Here is a 24,475-nt window from a genome sequence, read left to right as displayed (position 1 = left end):
CCACACAGGCATGGGGCGGGGGGAAACCCGCGCCCTATGCCGCCAGCAGCTTGCGATAGATTTTGACCAGCGCCGCCGCTTCGCGGGCGATAGAGAAATCCGACATCACATAGCTGCGCCCGGCCTCTGCCCATGCGGCCAGTCGGGTCCGGTCGGACAGGGCATCGCGCGTCGCGGCCTCAAGCGCTGGAATGTCATCGGGGTCCACCAGCAGGCCCGTCGTACCTTGCACCACCAGCTTTTCAAAGGCCCCCACACGGGTCGCGACCACGGGTACACCGCAGGCCATCGCCTCGATCGGGGTGAGGCCGAATCCCTCCCACCGTTGGGGGGCGACGTAAAGGTCCAGCACGCGGTAGAAATCCGCCATATCGCCCACAGGCACCTCTGGCAGGAACAGCATCCGGTCCGACAGCCCTTCGGCGCGGGCGCGGTCTTTCAGGCCCTTCTCGAAGCTCTCGTATTTCTCGGTCGCGCGTCCCATCACAAGGGCGACGACATCGGGGTTGTCTCGCAGGATCGGCAGCATCGCCTCGACAAAGGCATCGGTGCCCTTTTGTGCGCGGATACGGCCATAGCAACCCACCAGCGTCGCGTTCACTGGCAGCTTAAGCTCGGCGCGCAGGGCGGTGCGGTCGGGTGAGGGGGCAAAGCCCTCGGTGTCGATCCCGTGCATGATCACATGGCCGGGGTTTTCCAGATAGGCGTTGGTCCGGTCCGAGGTCGCCACAACGGCATCCATCCGCCGGATCAGCCAGCGCGTCAGGCCGGTCTGTTCGCGTTGGCTGGCCGAGGTGAACATCAGCTTGAGCCGCTTGCCCAGCAGATAGCGCAGCGCCAGCCCGCCCAGCATCTCGACGTTGCGCCGCGCGTGCCAGACCCGCCAGCCCGACGGCGACGGCCCGCGGCGCGACATGGTCACAAGCGAGGCCAGCGGCACCTGCGGCACGTCATCAGGCACGACGGGGCCCGTTGCCGCGATAGAGATATCGCGCGATTGGACCGGCACCAGCCGCATCACAGTGGCCGTGACGCCGCTGAGCCTGCGTTTGAAATTCGGCGCGATCACATCGGTGTGGGCAAGAGGGTGCGTCATGGGGTATCCAACTTCAATGTGGTGATCAGACGGCTGGCGATGGCATCAAGCTGGTCATCTTGTGCCGCGATGAAGCGGGCAGCGGCTGCGGTCATCGTCGCCAGCTCGTCCGGTTTGGTCAAGAGCGCGGCAACGCGGGTGGCCAGATCATCGCCATCCGCCACGATCCGCGCAGCGCCTTCAGCCTCGAGCTGGGCATAGGTTTCCGCAAAGGCCGCAACATGGTTGCCCGACAGCACCGCAGCACCCGATTGCGCCACCTCGAACGGGTTATGCCCGCCAATGGGCAGCAGAGATCCGCCCAGAAACACGACATCGGACAGGCTGTACCAGAGGCCCAATTCCCCCAACGTGTCGGCCAGATAGACCTGACCCCCGGGGGCGTACCCACGGCTGCGACGCTGCACGGTCAGCCCCGCGTCCTGAACCAGCGCCTCTACCGCATCGCCGCGTTCGGGGTGGCGGGGGGCAAGGATAAGACACAGATCGGGGATCTCGCGCAGCAGCTTCTTATGTGCGTCCAGCACGCTGCGTTCCTCGCCTTCGTGGGTGGAGGAGGCGACCCAGACCGCCCGCCCGCCAAGCGCTGTGCGCGCAGACGCCAACGCCTGTGCATCGACGGGAAGCGGGCCGGCCATGGATTTCAGGTTCACGCCCGGCGACACACGATCGGCGGGGGCATGCATGCGGATCATATTGCGCGCCATCGCGTCATTCTGCGTCACGATCAGCGTGAAGACATCGAACAGGTAGCGGGCAGTGCGGGGCCATTTCTCCCAGAACTCGACCGTTTTGTCGGACATGCGCGCATTGACCAGCGCCATCGGCGCGCCGGTCGCGTGGGTCCGTCGCAACATCTGCGGCCAGATCTCGCTTTCGACAAATATCGCGGCGTCGGGCTGCCAATGGGCCAGGAACCGCTTTAACGGGCCGGGGGCGTCCAGCGGGGCAAACTGGTGCAGGCTGCGCGGCGGCAGACGTTGATCCACCAGCCTGGCCGAGGTCGCGGTGCCCGAGGTGATCAGGAAATGCGCGTCGGGCAACATGTGCCCCATGCGGGTGATCAGCGCCAGCACCGACAGGCTTTCGCCCACGGAGGCCGCATGCACCCAGACGAGCGCGCCGCTTGGGCGCGGCTGTGTGGCGATGCCGCGTTTCTCTCCCGCGCGGGCGGCGGGCACGTCTTGCGCGTTCAGCTTGCGCGCCTCTGCGCTGGCGGCAAAGGGGATCAGGCAGCGGCTGGCAAGAACCCAGGCGCGGTACAGGAAAGGCGCGGACACGGTCGCGTCAGCCGCCTGTGTGGCTCATGTGGCGGGGCATCTGCCCATCCAGCTTTTGCCGTGAATAATCAAAGTCGTGGCCCTTGGGCTTAAGGTTGATCGCCGCGCGAATTGCGTCTTTCAAGGGTGCGTCGTCATCGGGGTGATTGCGCAAGGGCGCGCGCAGGTCGGCCACATCTTCCTGCCCCAGACACATGTAGATTTCACCGGTGCAGGTGATCCGCACGCGGTTGCAACTTTCGCAGAAATTATGGGACAGCGGCGTGATAAAGCCGATCTTCTGGCCGGTCTCTTCCAGCCGGACATACCGGGCAGGGCCGCCCGTATTCTCGGCCAGATCGGTGACGGTGTAGTGTTCCTCGTAGGTGCGGCGCACGTCCTTGAGCGACCAATACTGGCCCAAGCGGTCTTCGTTGCCCAAGTCGCCCATGGGCATCACCTCGATCCAGGTCAGATCAATCCCGCGATCCGCACACCATGCGGTCATCGACGGCAGTTCTGCCTCGTTGAAGCCTTTCAGCGCGACGGCGTTGATCTTGACCCGCAGCCCGGCATTCTGCGCCGCGTCGATCCCGCGCAGCACCTGCGGCAGACGCCCCCAACGGGTGATGTCGGCGAATTTCTGATCGTCCAGCGTATCAAGCGAGACATTCACACGGCGCACGCCCGCAGCATAAAGATCGGCGGCATAGCGTTCCAACTGGCTGCCATTGGTGGTCAGCGTCAGCTCTTTCAGCGTGCCGGCGTCCAGATGGCGGGTCATGCTGTCGAAGAAGGTCATGATACCTTTGCGGACCAAAGGCTCACCGCCGGTGATGCGCAGCTTTTGCACACCCAGATCGACAAAGTTGGTGCACAGCCGATCCAGCTCTTCCAAGGTCAGAAGTTCCTTCTTGGGGAGGAAATTCATATTCTCGGACATGCAATAAACACAGCGAAAGTCACAGCGGTCTGTGACAGAGACGCGCAGATAGGTGATGGCGCGGGCGAACGGGTCAATCAAAGGTGCATTCATATCCCATAGGTAAACATCGGCCCATCCCGGGGCAAGTAGCATTTAGGAGATTGAAGCGGCAGGGGGGGAGCGTTAGATTTAACCCATGAAACATTATATTATTCTAGGTGTCGCTGTCGTTGCTCTGGCCGGATGTGCGGGCGTAACGGATCGTTTGGGTTTGGGCAAACGCGGGGCGGACGCAGCCCCCCCCACGGCCGAGGCCGAGGCGCGTGCAGAGGCGTCCCTGTCCTCCGCCACCGCGGCTGCCCGTCCGCCTGCTGGGGCACGCACAGCCGATGCGCTTGACACCACCACGGCCGAACAACGCGCCGAGGCGTCAAAACCTGCTGCGGCAGGGGCAAAATCGTTGGGCACCACCGTCGCCTCGCTTGGCAGCGCGACGGAGCCGGGGCTGTGGATGAAAACACCGCTGGTGAAATCGGAAATGCAGGGCCGCGTGACGAACCCCGCGACGGGCAAATCCTCTACGGTAGAACTGATCCCGCTGGATGGGCCTGCCTCGGGCGGGAGCCGCATGTCGTTGTCGGCGCTGCGTCTGATTGGCGCGTCGCTGACGGATCTGACCAAGGTTGAAGTGTCCACCAACGGTTAAGCCGCGCGGTAATGGTGTAAGATACAAAACGGGCGTCCGAGGGGGGAACCTTGGACGCCCGTTTTCGGTAGGGATCAGCTGTCTGATGCGGGGGCTTCGTCTTCCGCCGTCACGTCCGCTGCCACTGGGGCGTCCAGCGGGAAGTCCGGCATATGGCGCGCGGCTTCCTTGATCGCATAGGGTTTGAGGGTGGCGCGGTTGTCCTCGATAAAGGCGGCGGCGCGCACAGGGTCATGACGGCTGAGGTCGCGGACCCACCACGCGATGGCCTTTTGCAGGATGCCGTTCTTGACCGGCAGATACCCCGCTGCCCAACCAAGGATACGCTCGCGCGCGTCCAGCTCTTCGGGCTTGGGGTTGTTCTGCTTGGTCCAGGGCAGGGTCGCGACAAGCGCCGCCCGCTTCGACCAGAGTTCGCCCGATTGGGTCCAGGTCTCGACCACATCCAGACGTTGAGGGTCTGCCATCAACCGTTTTTGCGCCGCCATGCAGGCATGATCCGCGATGGCCCAGCTGTCGAAGTCCGGTACCCAGCTTTGGATCAACTGCCACGCGGGTTCGTCATCCGGGCGCAGGCGGGCCTGGGTCAACAGTTTGGCCGCCGCCACCCGCGCCTCGAAGATATCCGTCTGCCACAGGGCATCGGCCAGCGCGATCCGGTCGGTCAGCGACAGCTCGGCCCGCCACCCTTTGGTCAGATCGTTGATCTGCGGATTGGCAACGCCCAGATAGGGGCGATCCACCTTGTGATAGGCCTGCATCTTCTCGACAGCGGCGGGATCAGCCAGTTCGTTCAGCTGCGCCATATACGGGGCAAGGTTCATTCCACAGTCACCGATTTAGCCAGGTTGCGCGGTTGGTCGACATCGGTGCCTTTGGCAATCGCGGTGTGATAGGCCAGCAACTGCGCCGGGATCGCATAGAGGATGGGGGCGAGCGCATCGGCAACGGGTGGCATCTCGATCTGCCCCCACGTGCCTTCGGCGGCTTCATCCAGCCCCGCACGATCCGAGATCAGGATAACCTTGCCCTTGCGCGCCATGACCTCTTGCATGTTGCTGACGGTCTTGTCGAAGAGCGTGTCGTTGGGGGCCATGACCACCACAGGCACGTTTTCGTCGATCAGCGCGATCGGGCCGTGTTTAAGTTCTCCTGACGCATAAGCTTCGGCGTGTATATAGCTGATTTCTTTCAGTTTTAGCGCGCCTTCAAGGGCAAGCGGGAACATCGCGCCACGCCCCAGGAACAACACGTCACGGGCCGAGGAAAGCTTGTAGGCTTCGTCCCGCAGGGCGGCGTTCTGTTCGAGCGCGGTGTTGATCAGCGACGGCATGGACCGCAGACCAGAGACATAATCGGCCAGCTCTTCCTTGGTGATCGCGCCGCGGTCGACGGCGGCTTTCAGCACCATCAGGAACAAGACGGTCAACTGGCAGGTGAAGGCTTTGGTAGAGGCGACGCCCACCTCGACACCGGCGTGGATCGGCAACGCCAGATTGCTTTCCCGCGCGATGGAGGATTCAGTCACATTGACCACCGAAGTGATGAGATCGGCCTTGCCCGCGCAATAGCGCAGCGCGGCCAGCGTGTCGGCGGTTTCGCCCGACTGGCTGACAAACAGCGCCATGGTCCGGTCCGAGATGGGCGGTTCACGGTAGCGGAATTCCGACGCGACATCGACCTCGACCGGCATGCGGGCGATCTGTTCGAACCAGTATTTCGCGGTCAGGCAGGCGTAGAAGGCCGTGCCGCAGGCGACCATGGTGATACGGTCGATCTTGGTGAAATCGAGCCCCGGATCGGGCAGCATGATCTCTCCGTCCGCGGTGAGATAGCGCGACAGGGCCTCGCCAATGACAGCGGGCTGCTCTGCGATCTCTTTCGCCATAAAGTGCTTGTGGCCGGCCTTGTCGATGCGGGTGGTATCCAGGCTGATCTTCTTGACCACTCGGTCAACAGGGGCATCATTGGCGTCGTAAATCTTGACCGACGTGCGGGTCAGCACGGCGCGGTCGCCTTCCTCGAGATAGGTAACACGGTCCGTCATGGGCGAAAGCGCAATCGCGTCGCTGCCCAGATACATCTCGTTGTCGCCATAGCCGACGGCTAGCGGAGCCCCCTTGCGCGCGCCGATCATCAGATCGTCTTCACCGTCAAACAGGAACGCCAGCGCGAAAGCCCCATGCAGCCGCGCAATGGTCTTGGTCGCGGCGTCTACAGGGCCCAACCCTTCGGCCATATATTTCTGGGTGAGCAACACGACCGTTTCCGTGTCCGTCTCGGTCACGAATTCAACGCCGTCCTTGGCCAGTTCAGCCCGCAGCTCGCGGAAGTTTTCGATGATGCCATTATGCACAACAGCCACGGGCCCCGCCTGATGCGGGTGCGCATTGGTGACCGATGGCGCGCCATGGGTCGCCCAACGGGTGTGCCCGATGCCCGACTTCCCGGCGAGCGGTTCGTGCACCAGCAGATCCGACAGGTTCACCAGTTTGCCGACCGCGCGGCGGCGGTCCAGCTTGCCCGCGTCAATCGTCGCGATACCGGCGCTGTCATAGCCGCGATATTCCAGACGTTTCAGGGCTTCGACAAGGGTAGGCGCAACTTCGTGTTGGCCAAGGATACCGACAATACCACACATGATTAGCTGCCTCTCTGCTGTTTGGCCTTCTTGGCCTTTAACATTTCCAACAATTTCCGCGCCATGCCCGGTTTCTCGACTTGATGCGCACGCGCCAGCGCCAATGCGTCAGCCTCCACATCCGAGGTGATGACCGACCCCGATCCCGTCATGGCCCCGTCGCCGATATGCACGGGGGCCACCAGCATGGTGTTCGACCCGATAAAGGCATTGGCCCCGATATGGGTGTGGTGCTTCATCACGCCGTCATAGTTGCAGGTGATCGTGCCCGCGCCGATATTGGCTTTGGCGCCGATGGTCGCGTCTCCGATATAGCTCAGGTGGTTCACCTTGGCCCCTTCGGCGATCTGCGCGTTCTTTACCTCGACAAAATTGCCGATGCGCACATCCTCGGACAGCTCTGCACCGGGGCGCAGGCGGGCGTAGGGGCCAATGACCCCGCCGCGTGCGACGTGGCAGCCTTCAAGGTGGCTGAACGCGCGGATGGTGGCACCGGATTCAATCGTCACGCCGGGGCCAAAGACCACATTGGGTTCGATCACCGTGTCGCGGCCGATATAGGTGTCGCGGGCGAAATAGACCGTTTCGGGGGCCATCAGCGTGATACCGTCCTCGAGCATGGCTGCACGGGCCCGCGACTGGAACGCGGCGTCGGCAGCGGCCAGATCCGCGCGGGAGTTCACGCCCATCGTCTCGGCCTCGTCACAGGTGACGGCAGTGGCTTTCAGCCCGCGTTCCCGTGCAATGCCGATGATATCGGTGAGGTAGTATTCTTCCGATGCGTTGTCGTTGCCGACCGCATCAATCAGGTCAAACAGCAGATCGGATTTGCACGCAACAACACCGCTATTACAAAGGGTTATCGCACGCTCTTCATCCGTGGCATCTTTGTATTCAACGATGCGGTCAAGGCTGTCGCCCTGCATCACCAACCGGCCATAACGGGCAGGATCAGCGGCGTCAAAGCCCAGCACGACGACATCATTCGTCTCAAGCGCTGCGCACATGTTTTCAAGCGTTTCGGTCTGCACGAAAGGCGTATCGCCATAAAGCACGATAGCCGTGCCGTCGAAGCCTGCCAGCGCCTCGCGCGCCTGACCAACGGCGTGGGCGGTGCCCAGTTGTTCCTCTTGCACGACGACCTGTGCTTCGTCGTCAAATGCCTGCGCAGCGGCGCGGACCTGATCTGCCCCGTGGCCAGCAACAACGACCGTGCGGGCAGGCGACAGTGCGGCACCTGATGCCATGGCGTGCTCTAACAGTGGTGCGTGGGCGACCGCATGCAGAACCTTGGGCAGATCCGATTGCATACGGGTACCTTTGCCTGCGGCCAAAAGGATCAGTGCAACTTCCATGTATAATCTCTTTAATCAATTTAATGTCTGCTCTCTTTACCTTGTTGGCGATTTTGCGCAAGGCTAGGGGTCATCAAAGAAGATTTCCGCCTGCAACACATTCAGCAAAGGAATGCCGATGAAAACAGTCGTATTCGACCTCGACGGGACGCTCGCGGACACCAGCGGAGACCTGATCGCCGCGGCCAATGCCTGTTTCCGCGACATGGGCGAGGGCGATGTGCTGGATGCCAAGACCGATGCAGGCACGGCGCTGAAAGGCGGCCGCGCGATGTTGCGGTTGGGCATGGAACGTTTGGGGCGCGCCGACGACGCCGAGACGATCGACCGCTACTATCCCATGCTGCTCGAAGCCTATGGCCGCGAGATCGACACCCATACCGTGCTGTATCCCGGCGCGATGGAGGCGGTGGAGGCATTGAAAGCCGCGGGCTACCGCGTGGCGATATGCACCAACAAACCCGAGGGGCTGGCCCATACGCTGCTGACCAAGCTTGGCGTGCGCGATGCCTTCGGCGCGATGGTGGGGGCCGATACGCTGGCGATCCGCAAGCCCGATCCGGAGCATCTGTTCGAAACCGCGCGGCGTGCCGGGGGCGACCCCGCGCTGTGCTTGCTTGTGGGCGATACCAATACCGACCGCGAGACGGCGCGCGCGGCGGGGGTGCCTTGCGTGTTGGTCTCCTTTGGTCCCTCGGGCGATGATATGGCGGCACTTGGCCCCGAAGCCCTGTTGGACCACTATGACGACCTGCCCGACATCGTCACCCGTCTGATCGGTGCCGTCTGACATGGTATCTGACACGGCAGAGGTGTTCTCCGGCAGCTTCACCCAGCAAGAACCGATCCCCGAGGACGCCATCGACGCCGCCGTCGCCGTGATGCGCCACGGGCGGTTGCACCGCTATAACACCGCGCCCGGCGAAACCGCCGAGGCCGCGCTGCTAGAGCAGGAGTTCGCCGCGATGGTGGGCGCGCACTACTGCCTTGCCGTGGCCTCGGGCGGCTATGCCATCGCGACCGCCTTGCGGGCCGTTGGCGTCAAGCCGGGGGATCGGGTGCTGTCTAATGCTTTCACGCTGGCCCCCGTGCCGGGCGCGATTGCCGCTGTCGGGGCCATGCCAGTCTTTGTCGATGTCACCCAAGGGCTGGTGATCGATCTGGACGATTTGGCCGCCAAGCTGGGTCAGGCGCGGGTGCTGCTGCTAAGCCATATGCGCGGGCATATCTGCGATATGGACCGGTTGATGGCGCTGTGTGATGCCGCCGGTGTCACCGTGGTAGAGGATTGCGCCCATACCATGGGGGCAAGCTGGAACGGCCTGCCCTCGGGGCGGCATGGGGCGGTGGGGTGCTATTCCTGCCAGACCTATAAACACGTCAACGCGGGCGAGGGCGGATTGCTGGTCACCGATGATGCCGCACTCGCGGCGCGGGCGATCATGCTCTCAGGGTCCTATATGCTTTATGACCGGCATTTGGCGGGGCCGCCGCCCGAAGCCTTCGAGACGGTGAAATACGACACGCCGAATATCTCTGGCCGGATGGATAACCTGCGCGCGGCGATCCTGCGGCCGCAGCTCAAGCGGCTTGAGGCACAGATCGACGGGTGGAATGCGCGGTATCATGTGGTTCAGGACGGCTTGCGCGACACGCCCGGCCTGACCCTCATCAACCGCCCCGCGGTGGAGCGTTTTGTCGGATCGTCGTTCCAGTTCCTGCTGTCTGGTTGGGCCCCCGAGGCCATCGTATCAGTGCTGACCCGCTGCGCCGCCCGCGGGGTGGAACTGAAGTGGTTCGGCGGGGCGGAGCCTGTGGGCTTTACCAGCCGCTACGATTCATGGCGCTATGCCGAACCCTCTGCGCTACCCGCCAGCGATGCGGTGCTCGCCAGTATCATCGACATGCGCGTCCCGCTGACATTCTCGTTGGACGACTGCGCGCTGATCGCACGGATCATTCGCGCGGAAGTCTCGGCGGTGTTCCAGCAGGGCTAGGCCGCGCCGGGGGTCGCCATCTGGATCAACTGGATGAGGTTCCCGCAGGTGTCATCCAGTACCGCCATGCGGACGGGACCGGCATCAATAGGGTCTTGGGTGAAGACGACACCGCTGTCGGTCAGCCGTTTGACTTCGGCATCCAGATCCTCAACCTGAAAGGAATGGGCTGCGATCCCGTCTTCCACCAGCGCCTGTTTGTAGGGGCCGACGGCGCGGTGATCGCTGGGCTCTAGCAAAAGCTCTGTCCCGTCGGGCTGTTCGGGCGATACCACAGTGAGCCAGCGGTGCGTCCCGAGGGGGATATCGTTCTTCACCTCAAATCCCAGCTTGTCGCAGTAGAACTTCTGGGCCTTGTCTTGGTCGTCAACGAAGATGCTTGTCACATAGATTTTCATATCAGTTCATCCGTTCGTGGCTGTATCGGGCCGGGTCTGGTGCAAAGCCCGCGGGTGTTCGGAAGCACCCTAGCATGGCATCGCGAAAAGGGCAGACACAACGGCCCGCCCTTCATGTGAATAGTGGCGTGTCCGCCGTTCAGAAGCGAATGGTCCCATGTTCGCCCGCATCCGGAACCTGTTTGGTCACATTGGCTTTGGCGATCTCGTACAGGAAGGACAGGCTGCCGCCGGTCAGCCAGACCTCCGCCTGTTTGAGGTCCATGCGCACAAGTTGCACGTCGTCATCCTTGCGCCCGTCCTTGAACCAGGCGGCGGCAAAGGCGTTCCACAGCTCGTCCAGTTTGGCAGGGTCGGTCACAGCCTGAACGGTACCGTCGATCCGGGCGTATAGGTGTTCGTCCTTGCTGGTCATCAGATATTCTGCCGCAGCACCGGTCTGGGCGGATTTCGCCAGATCGGTGTCCCGTGCGGTGATGAACCAAAGGCAATTGGCGTCGTGATCGGCATAGTGGCTCATGGGGATGGCGCGGGCGGTATCGGTGGCCAGCATCCCGATGCGGGTGTCGTCTACGCGGTCCCAGAATTCTTTCTTCAATGACGTGCTCATATCGGGGCGTCCTTTCTATCCTGTGTCACGGGGGTAACATCGGCGGCGCGGGTGCAGTTCCGCGCAGCCTGCGACATTTGCTTGACCGAATCCGCGAGAAGTGTAGTGTAATGAACAACTGTTCAATAAACTCGGGGGAGGGGTCTATGTTCAACACCACCATGAAATTCGATCTGGGCGACGACGTGAACGAGATGCGCGATATGGTGCACCGTTGGGCGCAGGAACGGGTCAAACCGATGGCCGCCGAGATCGACACCAAGAACGAATTCCCGCCCGCGCTCTGGGAAGAGATGGGCAGCCTTGGTCTGCTGGGCATGACGGTCGAGGAAGAATTTGGCGGCTCGGGCATGGGCTATGTCGCACACACCGTCGCTGTTGAAGAAATCGCACGCGCTTCCGCCTCGGTCTCGCTGTCCTACGGGGCGCATTCGAACCTCTGCGTCAACCAGATCCGTCTCAACGGCAGCCCCGAGCAGAAGGCGAAATTCCTGCCGGGCCTGTGCTCGGGTCAACATGTGGGCGCGCTGGCGATGTCCGAACCGTCTGCGGGCAGCGACGTGGTGTCGATGAAACTGCGCGCCGAAAAGCGCAACGATCACTACCGCCTGTCGGGCAATAAATACTGGATCACCAACGGCCCTGACGCCGACACGCTGGTGGTCTATGCCAAGACCGACCCCGATGCCGGATCGAAGGGCATCACCGCCTTCCTGATCGAGAAATCCATGAAAGGCTTCACCACCAGCCCGCATTTCGACAAGCTTGGCATGCGCGGGTCCAACACGGCAGAGCTGATCTTTGACGATGTCGAAGTCCCGTTTGAAAACGTTCTGGGGGAAGAGGGGCGCGGCGTGGCGGTGCTGATGTCGGGGCTTGATTACGAACGCGTGGTGCTGGCGGGGATTGGTCTGGGGATCATGGCCGCCTGTCTGGACGAGATCATGCCCTATATGGTCGAGCGTAAACAATTCGGGCAGCCCATCGGGAACTTCCAGCTGATGCAGGGCAAGATGGCGGATATGTACACCGCGATGAATTCGGCCCGCGCCTATGTCTACGAGGTCGCCAAGGCCTGTGATCGCGGTGATGTCACCCGTGCGGATGCCGCGGCCTGCTGTCTTTATGCCAGCGAAGAGGCGATGAAACAGGCGCATCAGGCGGTGCAGGCCATGGGCGGGGCGGGCTATTTGTCTGACAACCCCGTGGGGCGCATCTTCCGCGATGCCAAGCTGATGGAGATCGGGGCAGGCACCTCTGAAATCCGCCGGATGCTGGTGGGCCGCGAGATGATGGGAGCGATGGCGTGAAACCTCTGGCCCTTGCCTTGATGCTCTGCGCCTCACCGCTTGCCGCGCAGGATCTGCAATATACCGATCGCGGCACAGAGATTTGCCTCGCCGACGCAGATGGTTTTGCAGCCGAGATGGCCTGCGTCGGTGTCTCTGCCAACCAATGCATGGAGGATTCTCCGGGCGGGAGCAGCACCTATGGTATGGGCGGGTGTCTGGACCGTGAGCTGCAATTCTGGGACCAGCGGTTGAACGATAATTACGCCGCGGTGATGGTGCAGGCCAAACGGATGGATGCCGATGCGATCCCGGGGCCCGAGGGAAGCCCCGGCGTGGCGGATGCCCTGCGCGAGATGCAGCGGGCGTGGATCGTGTTCCGCGACAAGGCGTGCACCTACGAAGCCTCGCTTTGGCAGGGGGGCACCGGGCGCGGACCTGCGGCGATTAACTGTCTGATGCAACAGACCGCGCGTCAGGCTTTGTCGCTGGACGTGTGGGAAGGCTGATGGCTGACGTCTTGCCAGGTCTGGACGCAACGGGCGCGTGGGAGATTCCGGCGCGGCTGAACATGGCGGCGCAATGTCTGTCCCATGACCCCGCGCGGCGCGCGATCATTGATCTGACGGGCGATGCACGGCGCGATGTCAGCTTTGGCACCCTGTCCGATATGGTCGACGGACTGGCCCGCGCCTTGGCGCAGCGGGTGCAGGCAGGTGACCGTGTGGGCGTGCTGCTGGGGCAAAGCCCGTGGTGTGCTGCGGCCCATCTGGCGATCTGGAAAATCGGCGCGATTTCAGTGCCTTTGTTCAAACTCTTCAAGTATGATGCCCTCGCGTCGCGGGTGCGTGATGCGGGCGTGACGCTGGTGCTGACCGATCCCGAAGGGCGCGATCTGCTGGGGGGGCTGGCGACGCCCTTGATGGCAGATAGCGTCGGCGTGGCGGGCGATCCTGTCGCCTTTGCCGACACCGGCCCTGACGATCCGGCGGTGCTGATCTATACCTCGGGCACGACGGGGTCGCCTAAGGGTGCGCTGCATGGCCATCGGGTGCTGACGGGCCATCTGCCCGGCGTCTCGCTTAGCCATGATGTGCTGGGGCAGGACGGCGATTGCCTTTGGACGCCTGCGGATTGGGCGTGGATCGGCGGGCTGTTCGATGTGGCAATGCCCGCGCTGGCGCTTGGTGTGCCTGCTGTCGCGGCACGCTTGGCGAAATTCTCGTCCGACGCCTGTGCGCGCATCATCCGCGAGGGCGATGTGCGCAACGTGTTCTTCCCGCCGACCGCGCTGCGGATGCTCAAGGCCGAGGGAGCCACGGTCGCGGGGCTACGCTCTGTCGCATCGGGGGGGGAGCCTTTGGGGGCCGAGATGCTGGCATGGGGGCAACACGCCTTTGGCCTGAGTATCAACGAATTCTACGGGCAGACCGAATGCAATATGGTCGCCACCAGCGCCGGCAGCCGGTTCCCGCCGCGCCCCGGTTGCATCGGTAAACCTGTGCCGGGCCATGACGTCGACGTTTTGGATGATGACGGTGCGCCGACGGCAGACGAAGGCGATGTCGCCATCCGCAAGGGATCAGCCGCGATGATGCTGGGCTATTGGCAGCGCCCCGACGAGACAGCACAAAAATTCCGGGGTGACTGGATGCTGACCGGTGATCGCGGCGTGTTCGACGGGGAATACCTGCGCTTTATCGGGCGCGAGGATGATGTGATCACCTCAAGCGGCTATCGCATCGGTCCGGCAGAGATCGAGGATTGCCTGCTGACCCATCCAGAAGTCGCAACCTGCGGTGTGGTGGGCAAGCCCGACCCGCTGCGGACAGAGATCGTCAAAGCCTATGTCGTGCGCAAATCCGGTGCGACTGTCGATGAGCAGACCCTGCAAGACTGGGTGAAAACCCGCCTTGCCAGCTATTCCTACCCGCGCGAGGTGGCCTTTCTGGATGCCTTGCCGATGACCGTCACAGGCAAGGTGATCCGCCGCGCGCTGAAAGCCCGCGCCGCTGCCGAAGGGGCTGCGTAATGCAATACCCCCCTGTGACGTCCCCCCATTCCATCCGATCAAGGAGACCGACATGAAGCTGATTTCGCAAGCCTTGCCCTCGTCCGAAAGCTTCAAGGCGAATGAGGCCGCGCATCTGGCCGCGCTGCAAACGATCCGCGAGGCGGCGGATGCGGCGGAACTGGGCGGCGGCGAGAAATCTCGCGCGCGCCACGTGAGCCGCGGCAAGATGTTGCCCCGCGAACGGGTGGCCAATCTGCTCGACCCCGGATCGCCGTTCCTTGAGGTTGGTGCGCTGGCGGCGCATGGGCTTTATGGCGGGGCGGCCCCCGCGGCGGGTGTGATCGCGGGTGTCGGCAAGGTGCAGGGCATCGACTGCATGATCGTGTGCAATGATGCGACGGTGAAGGGCGGCACCTATTTCCCGATGAGCGTCAAAAAACACCTGCGTGCCCAAGAGATCGCCGAGGAAAACCATCTGCCCTGCATCTATCTGGTCGATAGCGGCGGCGCGAACCTGCCCAATCAGGACGAGGTCTTTCCCGACCGTGACCACTTTGGCCGGATTTTCTATAATCAGGCGCGGATGAGCGGCAAGGGCATCCCCCAGATCGCGGTGGTCATGGGATCGTGCACCGCGGGCGGGGCCTATGTGCCCGCGATGTCGGATGTGTCGATCATCGTAAAAGAGCAGGGCACAATCTTTTTGGCCGGTCCGCCGCTGGTCAAGGCCGCCACGGGCGAGGTGGTCAGCGCCGAGGATCTGGGCGGTGGCGATGTGCATACCCGTCTGTCAGGTGTGGCGGATTATCTGGCCGAGGATGACGCCCACGCGCTGGCGCTCGCCCGGCGTGCCGTGGCCGGTCTGAACCGCGCGGCCCCGATGAATGTGCAATGGCAACCCGCCGAAGACCCTGCCTATGATCCGGCCGAGATGCTGGGCGTTGTCCCCGCCGATCTGCGCACGCCCTATGACATCCGCGAAGTCATCATGCGGCTGGTCGATGGCAGCCGCTTCGACGAATTCAAGGCGCGCTTTGGCGAGACGCTGGTCTGTGGTTTCGCCCATGTGAAAGGCTGCCCCGTCGGTATCATCGCCAACAATGGCGTCTTGTTCTCGGAATCCGCCCAGAAAGGCGCGCATTTCGTAGAACTCTGCTCGCAGCGCAAGATCCCGCTGGTCTTCTTGCAAAACATCACCGGTTTCATGGTCGGCCGAAAATACGAGAACGAAGGCATCGCGCGGCACGGGGCCAAGATGGTGACGGCCGTGGCCTCGACCAATGTGCCCAAGATCACCATGCTGGTGGGCGGGTCGTTCGGGGCCGGTAACTATGGTATGGCGGGACGCGCTTATTCCCCGCGCTTCATGTGGACATGGCCGAACTCGCGCATTTCGGTCATGGGCGGCGCACAGGCGGCGGGCGTTCTGGCGACCGTCAAACGGGATGCAATTGAACGCGCGGGCGACAGCTGGACCGAGGAAGAAGAGACTGCCTTCAAGCAGCCCACAATTGATATGTTCGAGGAACAGTCGCATCCGCTTTATGCGACCGCACGGCTTTGGGATGACGGCGTGATCGACCCGCGCCACAGCCGCGAGGTGCTGTCGCTGTCGCTACGCGCCAGTTTGAACGCACCGATCGAGGATACGAAGTTTGGTGTGTTCCGGATGTAGGCTGCGGCGGGTCTTTATGCGGCCGGGGGCCAGCCCAAGACTTTTATAAGGCCGGGGGCCAGCCCAAGACTTTTATAAGGCCGGGGGCCAGCCCCCGGGGACCCCCGGAGTTTAAGGGGCAAAATGAAGATAAGATGGATGTGAGGGAACTGCGTGATGTTTGATACGATCCTGATTGCGAACCGGGGCGAGATTGCTTGCCGCGTGATGGAGACAGCGCAGGCCATGGGGGTGCGCTGTGTGGCGGTCTATTCCGACGCGGACCGCGCGGCGAAACATGTAGCGATGGCGGATACCGCGGTGCATATCGGCGGCTCGGCCCCTGCCGATAGCTATCTGCGCGGCGAGGTGATCATTCAGGCGGCACTGGATACGGGCGCGCAGGCGATCCATCCGGGCTATGGCTTTTTGTCCGAGAACCCCGATTTCGTGGATGCGGTAGAGGCGGCGGGGCTGGTCTTTATCGGCCCGTCGGCCAAGGCCATTCGCGCGATGGGGCTTAAAGATGCCGCCAAGGCATTGATGGTCGAGGCGGGCGTGCCGGTTGTGCCGGGGTATCACGGGGCCGATCAGGATGACGCGCTGCTGGCGGCAGAGGCGGGTAAGATCGGCTATCCGGTGTTGATCAAGGCCGTCGCCGGTGGGGGTGGCAAGGGCATGCGGCTGGTGGAGGCGGCGGACGGTTTTCAGGCCGCGCTGGAGAGTGCGCGCTCCGAGGCCAAGACAGCCTTTGGCAACGCCGATGTGCTGGTCGAGAAATTCGTCACCAAACCGCGCCATATCGAAGTGCAGGTCTTTGGCGACGGCAAAAAGGCCGTGCATCTGTTTGAACGCGATTGCTCGCTTCAGCGGCGCCACCAGAAGGTGATCGAGGAGGCTCCGGCCCCCGGCATGACGCCCGAAATGCGCGAAGCGATGGGGCAGGCGGCGGTCACAGCAGCCGAGGCGATTGGCTATGCCGGGGCGGGCACGATTGAATTCATCGTCGACGGCTCTGGCGGGTTGCAGACGGACGGCTTCTTTTTCATGGAAATGAACACCCGTTTGCAGGTGGAACATCCCGTGACCGAGGCGATTACCGGCGTTGATCTGGTGGCCTGGCAGTTGCGCGTGGCGGCGGGCGAGGGGCTGCCCCTGCGCCAGGACGAATTGTCGATCCACGGACATGCGTTTGAGGCGCGGCTTTATGCGGAGGATGTGCCAAAGGGTTTCCTGCCCGCCACGGGCACCTTGACGCATTTGCAGTTCACGCCCGCCTGCCGTGCCGACAGCGGTGTGCGCGCCGGCGATACGATCAGCCCTTTCTATGATCCGATGATTGCCAAGGTGATCGTGCATGGCGACACGCGCGAGATTGCCCTGTCGCGCCTGCGCGCCGCGCTGACCGGCTGCGAGGTGGCGGGGACGGTCACGAACCTTGCGTTTCTGGGCGCTTTGGCAGCGCATGAAGGCTTTGCCGCGGGGGATGTGGATACCGGGCTGATCGCCCGTGACATTGATGCTTTGACACAAGCGCCAGAGGTGGAGCCGCGCCATGCGGCGCTTGCCGGGATGGCGGCACTGTCGTTGCTGGATCCGGCCGGGGGCGCGGGATTTACGCTGTGGCAGCCGCTGCGCCGCGCGGTCGGATTGACCTGGGGCGGAGAGGATCATCTGCTACAGGTGCAGGTCGTCTTGGCGGATCACCAGATCTGGACCGTGGACGGGACAGAGGTGGTGGCGCAGCGCATCGGCGGGCGTTGGTCATTAGGCGGGCAACAGGCGGCGGCTGTATCTGTCGCCGAGGGGCGCGTGACGGTCTTTGACGGCTATGGGCTGGTGTTTGACGTCATCGACCCGCTGGCCCGTGCCGCGGGTGGTCACGGCGACGGCAATCTGATCGAGGCCCCGATGCCCGGACTGGTGCGTGTCGTGGATGCCAAGGTCGGCCAGACGGTGACCAAGGGCGACCGCCTTGCGGTGCTGGAAGCCATGAAGATGGAGCACAGCCTGCTTGCCGCGCGCGATGGCGTTGTCGCCGAGGTTCTGGCGCAGGCTGGTGATCAGGTCGAGGCGGGTGTAGCACTGGTGCGGCTAGAGCCCGAGGCATAGGAGACCGCACCATGATTACCCTGCACCACGTCGAACAGACCCGTTCCATGCGCACCCTTTGGTTGCTGCACGAGCTGGAGGTGCCCTTTGAGGTGTCGATCCACGCCTTCGACAAATCCTTGCGTGATCCGGGCTATCTGGCAATTTCGCCGGCGGGGCGTGTGCCCTCGCTCGAGATCGACGGGGAGCGTATGTTCGAGACAGGTGCCATCGCGGAATACCTTTGCGAAAGGTTCAGCCCAGACCGTTTGGGGCGGATGCCGGGGGCACCGGATCGCATGGCGTGGTTGGTGTGGATCCACTTTGCCGAGACGGTATCGCAGCATTGTGCCGCGCTGACCCAGCAGCATGTGGCGCTTCGCGATGATTCCATGCGCAGCCCCATCGTGATGAAGCTAGAAGCCGCGCGTTTGATGAAGTGTTACGACGCGATCGAGGCGCGTTTGGGTGGCGGGATACTGTCACAGGATTATCTGTTGATGAGCGGTTTCACGGCGGCGGATGTGAACGTGGGGCAGGCGGTCTATATGGCGCAGCATTTCGCCAAGCTCGACAATCACCCCAATGTGGCGGCCTGGTATGCGCGCATCACCGACCGCGAGGCGTTCCAGCTGTCGCTGCCCAAAGACGTGCCGTTGTTTGACCGGACGTTTTATGACCCGTGGCCGGTCGAGTGATGCTACCGTCACGTAGGTGAGTTTATTTGGCAAAATGAAGGGGAGGGGGCGTTATGGATAAAGGGGTCTGCGAGATATTCGAGGTCGGTCCACGGGACGGGCTGCAAAACGAGGCGCGCGAAATTCCGGTGTCGGAGAAGATCGCGCTGGTCGACCTGCTGAGCCGTGCGGGGTTTTCCCGGATCGAGGTGGCGAGCTTTGTCAGCCCCAAATGGGTGCCGCAAATGGCCGGATCGGGTGAGGTTCTGGGCGGGATTGCTCGGGTCGAGGGGGTGCGTTATGCCGCGCTGACGCCGAATATGCGGGGCTACGAGGATGCGGTCGCGGCGAAAGCGGGAGAGATCGCGGTGTTCGCCTCGGCCAGCGAGGGGTTCAGCCAGAAGAATATCAACGCCAGCATCGAGGAGGCGTTCGAGCGTTTCGCGCCGATCCTGGAGCAGGCACGCCATGTGGATATGCCGGTGCGGGGCTATGTCTCGTGTGTGGTGGAATGCCCCTATGACGGGGCGGTCGCGCCATCCAAGGTGGCGGAAGTGGCGGATCGTCTTTTCTCTATGGGCTGCTATGAGGTCTCGCTTGGTGACACCATCGGGGCGGGCACGCCGGATACGATTGCGCGCATGTTGCTGGCGGTGCGCGATGTGGTGCCTGTGGGGCGTTTGGCCGGGCATTACCATGACACCAACGGGCGGGCGATGGACAATATCGATGCATCCCTGTCCATGGGCGTGCGGGTGTTCGATGCCGCCGTCGGCGGTTTGGGGGGGTGCCCCTATGCGCCGGGGGCTGCGGGCAATGTTGCTACGGAAAAGGTCAACGCGCATCTGATGGCGCTTGGCTATGACACCGGGTTGGATCAGGCGGTGATCGAGGAAGCCGCCGAGATGGCGCGGCGGATGAGGGCAGGATGATGTACGAGACACTGAAGCTGGAGACCGACGCGCGCGGGGTCGCGACGTTGACGTTGGCGCGCGAGGAAAAGCACAACGCCATGTCCGCGCAGATGATAGCGGAGTTGACCGGAGCCACCGCCGCCTTGGCCGCTGATGACGCTGTGCGGGTCGTGGTGCTGACCGGTGCGGGCAAAAGCTTTTGCGCGGGCGGTGATCTGGGCTGGATGCAGGCGCAGCGCGATATGGATGGGCCGACACGATCGGCCGAGGCAGGCAAGCTTGCCACAATGCTGGGCGCGCTGAACACGCTGCCCAAGCCCTTGATCGGGCGGGTGCAGGGGAATGCCTTTGGTGGCGGTGTCGGCATGGCCTCGGTCTGTGATGTGGCGATCGGGGTTGATACGTTGAAGATGGGGTTCACCGAGACGCGGCTGGGGATCATTCCGGCCACCATCGGCCCCTATGTGCTGGCCCGCATGGGCGAGGGGCGCGCGCGGCGGGTGTTCATGTCGGCCCGTCTGTTTGACGCGGCAGAGGCGGTCGATCTGGGGTTGCTGGCCCGTGCCGTGCCGACGGATGCGCTGGACGCTGCGATCGAGGCCGAGGTCGTGCCCTATCTGTCCTGTGCGCCGGGGGCCGTGGCTGCGGCGAAACAGCTCGCGCGGGATCTGGGGCCGCGGATCGACGCTCAGGTCGTGGACCATACCATCGCCGCATTGGCCGACCGCTGGGAAACCGAAGAGGCGGCCGAGGGAATCGGTGCCTTCTTCGACAAGCGCAAGGCGGCCTGGGTTACGGGTTGAAGCGCGGCGGCAACGCTCTAGGCTTTGCCACGACATCAACGGCAAAAGGGGCCCCCATGCGTATTCTATTCACCGGCGGCAGCGGCAAGGCGGGGCGGCATGTGATCCCCTATCTGCTGGATCAGGGGCATCAGGTGTTGAACGTGGACCAGCAGCCGCTGGATCACCCCGGCGTTGACAACCGCATTGCCGATATTACCGACGCAGGCCAGATGCATGATGTGATGCATAGTCTGATGAATCTGGGCGAACTGGATGAGTGCACCGGCGTGCAGGGGTTTGACGCCGTTGTGCATTTCGCCGCCGTGCCGCGCATCCTGATCACGTCGGATACAGAGGTGTTTCGGGTCAATACGCTTGGCACCTATCATGTCATTGATGCCGCCGTGAAGGCGGGGGTGCCCAAGATCATCTTTGCCTCATCCGAGACGACCTATGGCGTCTGCTTTGCCCAGGGGGAGCGGAAGCCCGACTATATCCCCGTCGATGAAGAGCACCCGACCGTGCCCGAAGACAGCTATGCCATGTCCAAGGTCTGCAACGAGGCGACGGCGCGCAGCTTTCAGGCGCGCACGGGGGCGGATATCTACGGGTTGAGAATCAACAACGTGATCGAACCGCATGAATACGCCAGCCTTTTCCCCGGCTTCATTCACGACCCCGATCAACGGCGGCGCAATATCTTCGCCTATATTGATGCCCGCGATCTGGGGCAGATGGTGCAGCGCTGTCTTGATGTGGACGGCTTAGGCTACGAGGTGTTCAATGTGGCCAACGCGGACACCTCTGTCGCCGCACAAACGTCTGACTTGATTGATCGCTACTATAAAGACGTGCGCCAGACCCGCGATATGGACCATTTCGAGACATTCTACAGCATCGAAAAGGCGCGTGACCTGCTGGGGTTCGCGCCGCAGTACAGCTGGCGCGAGAGCCGCGATCTGCTGGAAAAATAGCGCCAATCACGCGGGCGCGGGCAGGGCGCGCCGCGCCCCACGATAGGATGACGCAAATATGGCGGGCTCGGTTGACCCTGACCGGACAGCGGAGTAAACCGACCAAAGCCAATAGTGCCGTTTGGCTGACAGGGCGCGTGGCGCGTCGCATACGCAAAAGGAGCTTCCCCTTGGACGACATGATGCGGGAATACCTGCCGATCCTACTTTTTCTAGCCGTGGCGATTGTCCTTGGCATTGTTTTGATCCTGGCCGCCGTCGTGCTGGCCGTGCGCAACCCGGACCCTGAAAAAGTGTCGGCCTATGAATGCGGGTTCAACGCCTTTGATGACGCCCGGATGAAATTTGACGTGCGGTTCTACCTCGTGTCGATCCTGTTCATCATCTTCGACCTCGAAATCGCTTTCCTCTTCCCCTGGGCCGTGGCCTTTCAGGACGTGAGCATGGCCGGTTTCTGGTCGATGATGGTCTTTCTTGCCGTGCTGACCGCCGGCTTTGCATATGAGTGGAAAAAGGGAGCACTGGAATGGCAGTAGCAGCCGCCGGGGCCAATGTGGCCGGGATGGACCGCGATGTGGCCACCCAGAACCTGAACAAGGAACTGCAGGACAAAGGCTTCCTGCTGACCTCGACCGAAGACATCATCAACTGGGCCCGTACCGGCTCGCTGCACTGGATGACTTTTGGTCTGGCCTGCTGCGCCGTCGAGATGATGCACACCTCGATGCCGCGTTACGATCTGGAACGTTTTGGCACCGCGCCACGCGCGTCTCCGCGTCAGTCCGACCTGATGATTGTTGCGGGCACGCTGACCAACAAGATGGCGCCGGCCCTGCGCAAGGTCTATGACCAGATGCCGGAACCGCGCTATGTGATCTCTATGGGGTCTTGCGCCAATGGCGGCGGCTATTATCACTACAGCTATTCCGTGGTGCGCGGCTGTGACCGTGTCGTGCCTGTCGATGTCTATGTGCCCGGCTGCCCGCCCACGGCAGAGGCGTTGCTTTATGGTATCATGCAGTTGCAGCGCAAAATCCGCCGCACCGGCACAATTGTTCGCTAAGGGGCTGATATGTCAGAACAACTGAACGAACTTGGCGCGTATATCGAAGCGAAACGCCCCGACTGTATCCTCGGCTGGGACATCGCCTTTGACGAGCTGAACATGGATGTCACCCAGGCCAATCTGCCCGGTCTAGTAGAATTTATCAAAAGCGACGCGACCTGCCGTTTCTCCTCGCTGGTGGATATCACCGCGGTGGATTACCCGGGCCGCGCCAAACGCTTTGATGTCGTCTATCATTTTCTGTCGATGTACCAGAACCAGCGCATCCGCTTGCGCGTCGCCGCGCGCGAAGAGGATATGGTCCCCTCGATCGTCGATATCCACCCGTCGGCCAACTGGTTCGAACGCGAGGTCTTTGACATGTTCGGCATCATCTTTGCCGGCCACCCCGACCTGCGTCGCCTGCTGACCGACTACGGGTTCCGCGGCTACCCGCTGCGCAAGGATTTCCCAACCACCGGCTATACCGAAGTCCGCTATGACGAGACGGAAAAGCGCGTGGTCTATGAACCCGTGAGCCTCGTTCAGGAATATCGCCAGTTCGACTTTATGTCGCCTTGGGAAGGGGCCGAATATATTCTGCCGGGCGATGAAAAGCCGGAGGCAAAATAATGGGGGGCATGTGGTGGTTCATACTGTCTGCCCTCACAATCATCCCGATGGTCAAGCTGTTGCCGTTTTTCGGGATCAATAAATACTGGTCTGTTGCCTGTATCGTGCCTTTGGGCACCGTCGCCCTTTTGTGGTGGATGGGCGTCAAACTGACCGAGCTGGAGCGTAAATGATGGACGGCACCAAAGGTTTCGAAGACGCCCTGACCGGCGAGCAGAAGATCCGCAACTTCAACATCAACTTCGGCCCGCAACACCCTGCGGCGCACGGGGTTCTGCGTCTGGTTCTCGAACTCGACGGCGAGATCGTCGAACGTTGCGATCCGCACATCGGCCTGCTGCACCGTGGCACCGAAAAGCTGATGGAAAGCCGCACCTACCTGCAGAACCTGCCGTATTTCGACCGGCTGGATTACGTGGCCCCGATGAACCAGGAACACGCCTGGTGTCTGGCCATCGAAAAGCTGACCGGTGTCGAAGTGCCCCGTCGCGCCTCGCTGATCCGCGTGCTCTATTCCGAGATCGGCCGCATCCTGTCACACCTGCTGAACGTCACCACGCAGGCGATGGACGTGGGTGCGCTGACACCGCCGCTCTGGGGCTTTGAAGAACGCGAAGATCTGATGATCTTCTACGAACGCGCCTGCGGTGCCCGTCTGCACGCGGCCTATTTCCGCCCCGGCGGGGTCCACCAGGATCTGCCGCCCGCGCTGCTTGATGATATCGAGGCATGGACCCACAAGTTCCTGTCGGGCTTCATGGTCGACGTGGATCAGCTGCTGACAGAAAACCGGATCTTCAAACAGCGTAACGCTGACATCGGCATCGTGTCTGAACAGGACATCCAGGATTGGGGCTTCTCGGGCGTGATGGTCCGCGGCTCTGGCCTGGCATGGGATCTGCGCCGTGCGCAGCCCTATGAATGCTACGATGAATTCGACTTCCAGATCCCGACCGGTGTGAACGGCGATTGCTATGACCGCTACCTCGTCCGGATGGAAGAAATGCGCCAGTCCACCTACATCATCCAGCAAGCCATCGAGAAGCTGCGCGCGCCCGAAGGGCAGGGCGATGTTTTGGCGCGGGGCAAGATCACGCCCCCCAGCCGGACCGCGATGAAAACCGACATGGAAAGCCTGATCCACCACTTCAAGCTCTACACCGAAGGGTTCCACGTCCCCGCCGGCGAAGTCTATTGCGCGGTCGAGGCCCCAAAGGGCGAATTCGGCGTCTACCTTGTGGCCGATGGATCGAACAAACCCTACCGTGCCAAACTGCGCGCGCCGGGCTACCTGCACCTGCAAGCGATGGACTATGTCGCCAAGGGGCACCAGCTGGCGGATGTCGCGGCGATCATCGGCACCATGGACATCGTTTTCGGAGAGGTCGACCGTTGAGCCGGGTCCTCTTCAT

Annotated in this window: 25 protein-coding genes; 17 read left to right on the top strand and 8 right to left on the bottom strand. The window is 62.6% G+C overall.

Going from position 1 to position 24,475, the window contains the following annotated elements:
- Positions 1 to 34 precede the first annotated feature (34 nt).
- The 3 genes from ABM428_RS11015 to moaA are packed head-to-tail and all read right to left on the bottom strand — an operon-like array spanning position 35 to position 3,391.
- The gene (locus ABM428_RS11015; protein ID WP_132997287.1) at positions 35 to 1,096 is read right to left on the bottom strand and encodes a glycosyltransferase family 4 protein; all 1,062 of its coding nucleotides are present in this window, start codon (positions 1,094 to 1,096) and stop codon (positions 35 to 37) included.
- Complete coding sequence (locus tag ABM428_RS11010) at positions 1,093 to 2,376, bottom strand: 3-deoxy-D-manno-octulosonic acid transferase (protein WP_132997286.1); 1,284 nt, start codon at positions 2,374 to 2,376, stop codon at positions 1,093 to 1,095. Before ABM428_RS11010 ends, ABM428_RS11015 begins: the two co-directional genes overlap by 4 nt.
- A 7-nt stretch (positions 2,377 to 2,383) precedes the next feature.
- Complete coding sequence (moaA, locus tag ABM428_RS11005; RefSeq protein WP_005854034.1) at positions 2,384 to 3,391, bottom strand: GTP 3',8-cyclase MoaA; 1,008 nt, start codon at positions 3,389 to 3,391, stop codon at positions 2,384 to 2,386.
- 85 nt (positions 3,392 to 3,476) lie between these two features.
- On the opposite strand from moaA, the gene ABM428_RS11000 reads away from it, so the two are divergent.
- Positions 3,477 to 3,986 carry a hypothetical protein gene (locus tag ABM428_RS11000; RefSeq protein WP_037944481.1) on the top strand — a complete coding sequence of 170 codons (510 nt, stop codon included), beginning with the start codon at positions 3,477 to 3,479 and terminating at the stop codon, positions 3,984 to 3,986.
- Between the two features lie 74 nt (positions 3,987 to 4,060).
- Here ABM428_RS11000 and ABM428_RS10995 read toward each other — a convergent pair whose 3' ends face one another.
- The 3 genes from ABM428_RS10995 to glmU are packed head-to-tail and all read right to left on the bottom strand — an operon-like array spanning position 4,061 to position 7,982.
- The gene (locus ABM428_RS10995) at positions 4,061 to 4,810 is read right to left on the bottom strand and encodes a DNA alkylation repair protein (RefSeq protein ID WP_353627934.1); all 750 of its coding nucleotides are present in this window, start codon (positions 4,808 to 4,810) and stop codon (positions 4,061 to 4,063) included.
- The gene (gene glmS / locus ABM428_RS10990; protein ID WP_064215561.1) at positions 4,807 to 6,627 is read right to left on the bottom strand and encodes a glutamine--fructose-6-phosphate transaminase (isomerizing); all 1,821 of its coding nucleotides are present in this window, start codon (positions 6,625 to 6,627) and stop codon (positions 4,807 to 4,809) included. Before glmS ends, ABM428_RS10995 begins: the two co-directional genes overlap by 4 nt.
- Before the next feature lie 2 nt (positions 6,628 to 6,629).
- On the bottom strand, positions 6,630 to 7,982 hold the full coding sequence (glmU, locus tag ABM428_RS10985) for a bifunctional UDP-N-acetylglucosamine diphosphorylase/glucosamine-1-phosphate N-acetyltransferase GlmU (protein WP_005854026.1): 1,353 nt from the start codon (positions 7,980 to 7,982) through the stop codon (positions 6,630 to 6,632).
- Positions 7,983 to 8,100: 118 nt separating this feature from the next.
- Here glmU and ABM428_RS10980 point away from each other — a divergent pair, with 118 nt between their 5' ends.
- Both ABM428_RS10980 and ABM428_RS10975 read left to right on the top strand, forming a co-directional pair.
- Positions 8,101 to 8,772: an HAD-IA family hydrolase gene (locus tag ABM428_RS10980; protein WP_005854024.1), complete on the top strand. Its 672-nt coding sequence runs from the start codon at positions 8,101 to 8,103 to the stop codon at positions 8,770 to 8,772.
- 1 nt (position 8,773) lies between these two features.
- Entirely contained in the window at positions 8,774 to 9,979 is a 1,206-nt protein-coding gene (locus tag ABM428_RS10975; protein WP_353627933.1) for an aminotransferase class I/II-fold pyridoxal phosphate-dependent enzyme, read from the top strand.
- On the opposite strand, the gene ABM428_RS10970 is transcribed toward ABM428_RS10975, so the two are convergent.
- The gene (locus ABM428_RS10970; RefSeq protein ID WP_132997280.1) at positions 9,976 to 10,377 is read right to left on the bottom strand and encodes a VOC family protein; all 402 of its coding nucleotides are present in this window, start codon (positions 10,375 to 10,377) and stop codon (positions 9,976 to 9,978) included. The genes ABM428_RS10975 and ABM428_RS10970 overlap by 4 nt on opposite strands.
- Positions 10,378 to 10,516: 139 nt before the next feature.
- Entirely contained in the window at positions 10,517 to 10,987 is a 471-nt protein-coding gene (locus ABM428_RS10965; protein WP_132997279.1) for a pyridoxamine 5'-phosphate oxidase family protein, read from the bottom strand.
- A gap of 146 nt (positions 10,988 to 11,133) precedes the next feature.
- On the opposite strand from ABM428_RS10965, the gene ABM428_RS10960 reads away from it, so the two are divergent.
- The 14 genes from ABM428_RS10960 to ABM428_RS10895 all read left to right on the top strand — a co-directional run bounded on the left by ABM428_RS10960 (position 11,134) and on the right by ABM428_RS10895 (position 24,459).
- A complete protein-coding gene (locus ABM428_RS10960; RefSeq protein ID WP_005854015.1) occupies positions 11,134 to 12,297 on the top strand; it encodes an isovaleryl-CoA dehydrogenase in 1,164 nt (387 codons plus the stop codon).
- Positions 12,294 to 12,785, top strand: coding sequence for a lysozyme inhibitor LprI family protein (locus ABM428_RS10955; RefSeq protein ID WP_009824872.1), 492 nt, complete (start codon positions 12,294 to 12,296; stop codon positions 12,783 to 12,785). Before ABM428_RS10960 ends, ABM428_RS10955 begins: the two co-directional genes overlap by 4 nt.
- Positions 12,785 to 14,308 (top strand): AMP-binding protein, encoded by a 1,524-nt coding sequence (locus tag ABM428_RS10950; protein WP_132997278.1) that lies wholly within the window; start codon positions 12,785 to 12,787, stop codon positions 14,306 to 14,308. The genes ABM428_RS10955 and ABM428_RS10950 overlap by 1 nt, the downstream gene beginning before the upstream one ends.
- A 52-nt stretch (positions 14,309 to 14,360) precedes the next feature.
- A complete protein-coding gene (locus ABM428_RS10945; protein WP_005854009.1) occupies positions 14,361 to 15,965 on the top strand; it encodes a carboxyl transferase domain-containing protein in 1,605 nt (534 codons plus the stop codon).
- Positions 15,966 to 16,121: 156 nt separating this feature from the next.
- Complete coding sequence (locus ABM428_RS10940; RefSeq protein ID WP_353627932.1) at positions 16,122 to 18,056, top strand: acetyl/propionyl/methylcrotonyl-CoA carboxylase subunit alpha; 1,935 nt, start codon at positions 16,122 to 16,124, stop codon at positions 18,054 to 18,056.
- Positions 18,057 to 18,067: 11 nt separating this feature from the next.
- Positions 18,068 to 18,733 (top strand): glutathione S-transferase family protein, encoded by a 666-nt coding sequence (locus ABM428_RS10935; protein WP_005854006.1) that lies wholly within the window; start codon positions 18,068 to 18,070, stop codon positions 18,731 to 18,733.
- A 53-nt stretch (positions 18,734 to 18,786) separates the two neighbouring features.
- The gene (locus ABM428_RS10930; RefSeq protein ID WP_037944468.1) at positions 18,787 to 19,644 is read left to right on the top strand and encodes a hydroxymethylglutaryl-CoA lyase; all 858 of its coding nucleotides are present in this window, start codon (positions 18,787 to 18,789) and stop codon (positions 19,642 to 19,644) included.
- A complete protein-coding gene (locus tag ABM428_RS10925) occupies positions 19,644 to 20,429 on the top strand; it encodes a crotonase/enoyl-CoA hydratase family protein (RefSeq protein WP_353628350.1) in 786 nt (261 codons plus the stop codon). Before ABM428_RS10930 ends, ABM428_RS10925 begins: the two co-directional genes overlap by 1 nt.
- A 56-nt stretch (positions 20,430 to 20,485) precedes the next feature.
- Complete coding sequence (locus tag ABM428_RS10920; RefSeq protein ID WP_353627931.1) at positions 20,486 to 21,385, top strand: NAD(P)-dependent oxidoreductase; 900 nt, start codon at positions 20,486 to 20,488, stop codon at positions 21,383 to 21,385.
- Between the two features lie 170 nt (positions 21,386 to 21,555).
- Positions 21,556 to 21,921: an NADH-quinone oxidoreductase subunit A gene (locus tag ABM428_RS10915; protein WP_005854000.1), complete on the top strand. Its 366-nt coding sequence runs from the start codon at positions 21,556 to 21,558 to the stop codon at positions 21,919 to 21,921.
- Positions 21,912 to 22,448 carry an NADH-quinone oxidoreductase subunit B family protein gene (locus tag ABM428_RS10910; RefSeq protein ID WP_005853998.1) on the top strand — a complete coding sequence of 179 codons (537 nt, stop codon included), beginning with the start codon at positions 21,912 to 21,914 and terminating at the stop codon, positions 22,446 to 22,448. The genes ABM428_RS10915 and ABM428_RS10910 overlap by 10 nt, the downstream gene beginning before the upstream one ends.
- A gap of 9 nt (positions 22,449 to 22,457) precedes the next feature.
- A complete protein-coding gene (locus ABM428_RS10905; RefSeq protein WP_037944466.1) occupies positions 22,458 to 23,063 on the top strand; it encodes an NADH-quinone oxidoreductase subunit C in 606 nt (201 codons plus the stop codon).
- Positions 23,064 to 23,071: 8 nt separating this feature from the next.
- Entirely contained in the window at positions 23,072 to 23,236 is a 165-nt protein-coding gene (locus ABM428_RS10900; protein WP_005853995.1) for a hypothetical protein, read from the top strand.
- Positions 23,236 to 24,459: an NADH-quinone oxidoreductase subunit D gene (locus tag ABM428_RS10895; RefSeq protein ID WP_005853993.1), complete on the top strand. Its 1,224-nt coding sequence runs from the start codon at positions 23,236 to 23,238 to the stop codon at positions 24,457 to 24,459. Before ABM428_RS10900 ends, ABM428_RS10895 begins: the two co-directional genes overlap by 1 nt.
- The last annotated feature ends 16 nt before the right edge of the window (positions 24,460 to 24,475 follow it).

The organism is Sulfitobacter sp. TCYB15, from assembly GCF_040435955.1.
GTDB lineage: Bacteria > Pseudomonadota > Alphaproteobacteria > Rhodobacterales > Rhodobacteraceae > Sulfitobacter > Sulfitobacter pontiacus.
Note: the sequence above shows the minus strand (reverse complement) of the source record. Positions and strands in the feature narration are given on the sequence as shown.

Excerpts from the sequence above, each read along its gene's own strand:
- ABM428_RS11015 (WP_132997287.1), bottom strand. The coding sequence starts at position 1,096 with ATGACGCACCCTCTTGCCCACACCGATGTGATCGCGCCGAATTTCAAA.
- moaA (WP_005854034.1), bottom strand. The coding sequence starts at position 3,391 with ATGAATGCACCTTTGATTGACCCGTTCGCCCGCGCCATCACCTATCTG.
- ABM428_RS11000 (WP_037944481.1), top strand. The coding sequence starts at position 3,477 with ATGAAACATTATATTATTCTAGGTGTCGCTGTCGTTGCTCTGGCCGGA.
- ABM428_RS10995 (WP_353627934.1), bottom strand. The coding sequence starts at position 4,810 with ATGAACCTTGCCCCGTATATGGCGCAGCTGAACGAACTGGCTGATCCC.
- glmS (WP_064215561.1), bottom strand. The coding sequence starts at position 6,627 with ATGTGTGGTATTGTCGGTATCCTTGGCCAACACGAAGTTGCGCCTACC.
- glmU (WP_005854026.1), bottom strand. The coding sequence starts at position 7,982 with ATGGAAGTTGCACTGATCCTTTTGGCCGCAGGCAAAGGTACCCGTATG.
- ABM428_RS10980 (WP_005854024.1), top strand. The coding sequence starts at position 8,101 with ATGAAAACAGTCGTATTCGACCTCGACGGGACGCTCGCGGACACCAGC.
- ABM428_RS10975 (WP_353627933.1), top strand. The coding sequence starts at position 8,774 with ATGGTATCTGACACGGCAGAGGTGTTCTCCGGCAGCTTCACCCAGCAA.
- ABM428_RS10970 (WP_132997280.1), bottom strand. The coding sequence starts at position 10,377 with ATGAAAATCTATGTGACAAGCATCTTCGTTGACGACCAAGACAAGGCC.
- ABM428_RS10965 (WP_132997279.1), bottom strand. The coding sequence starts at position 10,987 with ATGAGCACGTCATTGAAGAAAGAATTCTGGGACCGCGTAGACGACACC.
- ABM428_RS10960 (WP_005854015.1), top strand. The coding sequence starts at position 11,134 with ATGTTCAACACCACCATGAAATTCGATCTGGGCGACGACGTGAACGAG.
- ABM428_RS10950 (WP_132997278.1), top strand. The coding sequence starts at position 12,785 with ATGGCTGACGTCTTGCCAGGTCTGGACGCAACGGGCGCGTGGGAGATT.
- ABM428_RS10945 (WP_005854009.1), top strand. The coding sequence starts at position 14,361 with ATGAAGCTGATTTCGCAAGCCTTGCCCTCGTCCGAAAGCTTCAAGGCG.
- ABM428_RS10940 (WP_353627932.1), top strand. The coding sequence starts at position 16,122 with ATGTTTGATACGATCCTGATTGCGAACCGGGGCGAGATTGCTTGCCGC.
- ABM428_RS10935 (WP_005854006.1), top strand. The coding sequence starts at position 18,068 with ATGATTACCCTGCACCACGTCGAACAGACCCGTTCCATGCGCACCCTT.
- ABM428_RS10930 (WP_037944468.1), top strand. The coding sequence starts at position 18,787 with ATGGATAAAGGGGTCTGCGAGATATTCGAGGTCGGTCCACGGGACGGG.
- ABM428_RS10925 (WP_353628350.1), top strand. The coding sequence starts at position 19,644 with ATGTACGAGACACTGAAGCTGGAGACCGACGCGCGCGGGGTCGCGACG.
- ABM428_RS10920 (WP_353627931.1), top strand. The coding sequence starts at position 20,486 with ATGCGTATTCTATTCACCGGCGGCAGCGGCAAGGCGGGGCGGCATGTG.
- ABM428_RS10910 (WP_005853998.1), top strand. The coding sequence starts at position 21,912 with ATGGCAGTAGCAGCCGCCGGGGCCAATGTGGCCGGGATGGACCGCGAT.
- ABM428_RS10905 (WP_037944466.1), top strand. The coding sequence starts at position 22,458 with ATGTCAGAACAACTGAACGAACTTGGCGCGTATATCGAAGCGAAACGC.
- ABM428_RS10900 (WP_005853995.1), top strand. The coding sequence starts at position 23,072 with ATGTGGTGGTTCATACTGTCTGCCCTCACAATCATCCCGATGGTCAAG.
- ABM428_RS10895 (WP_005853993.1), top strand. The coding sequence starts at position 23,236 with ATGGACGGCACCAAAGGTTTCGAAGACGCCCTGACCGGCGAGCAGAAG.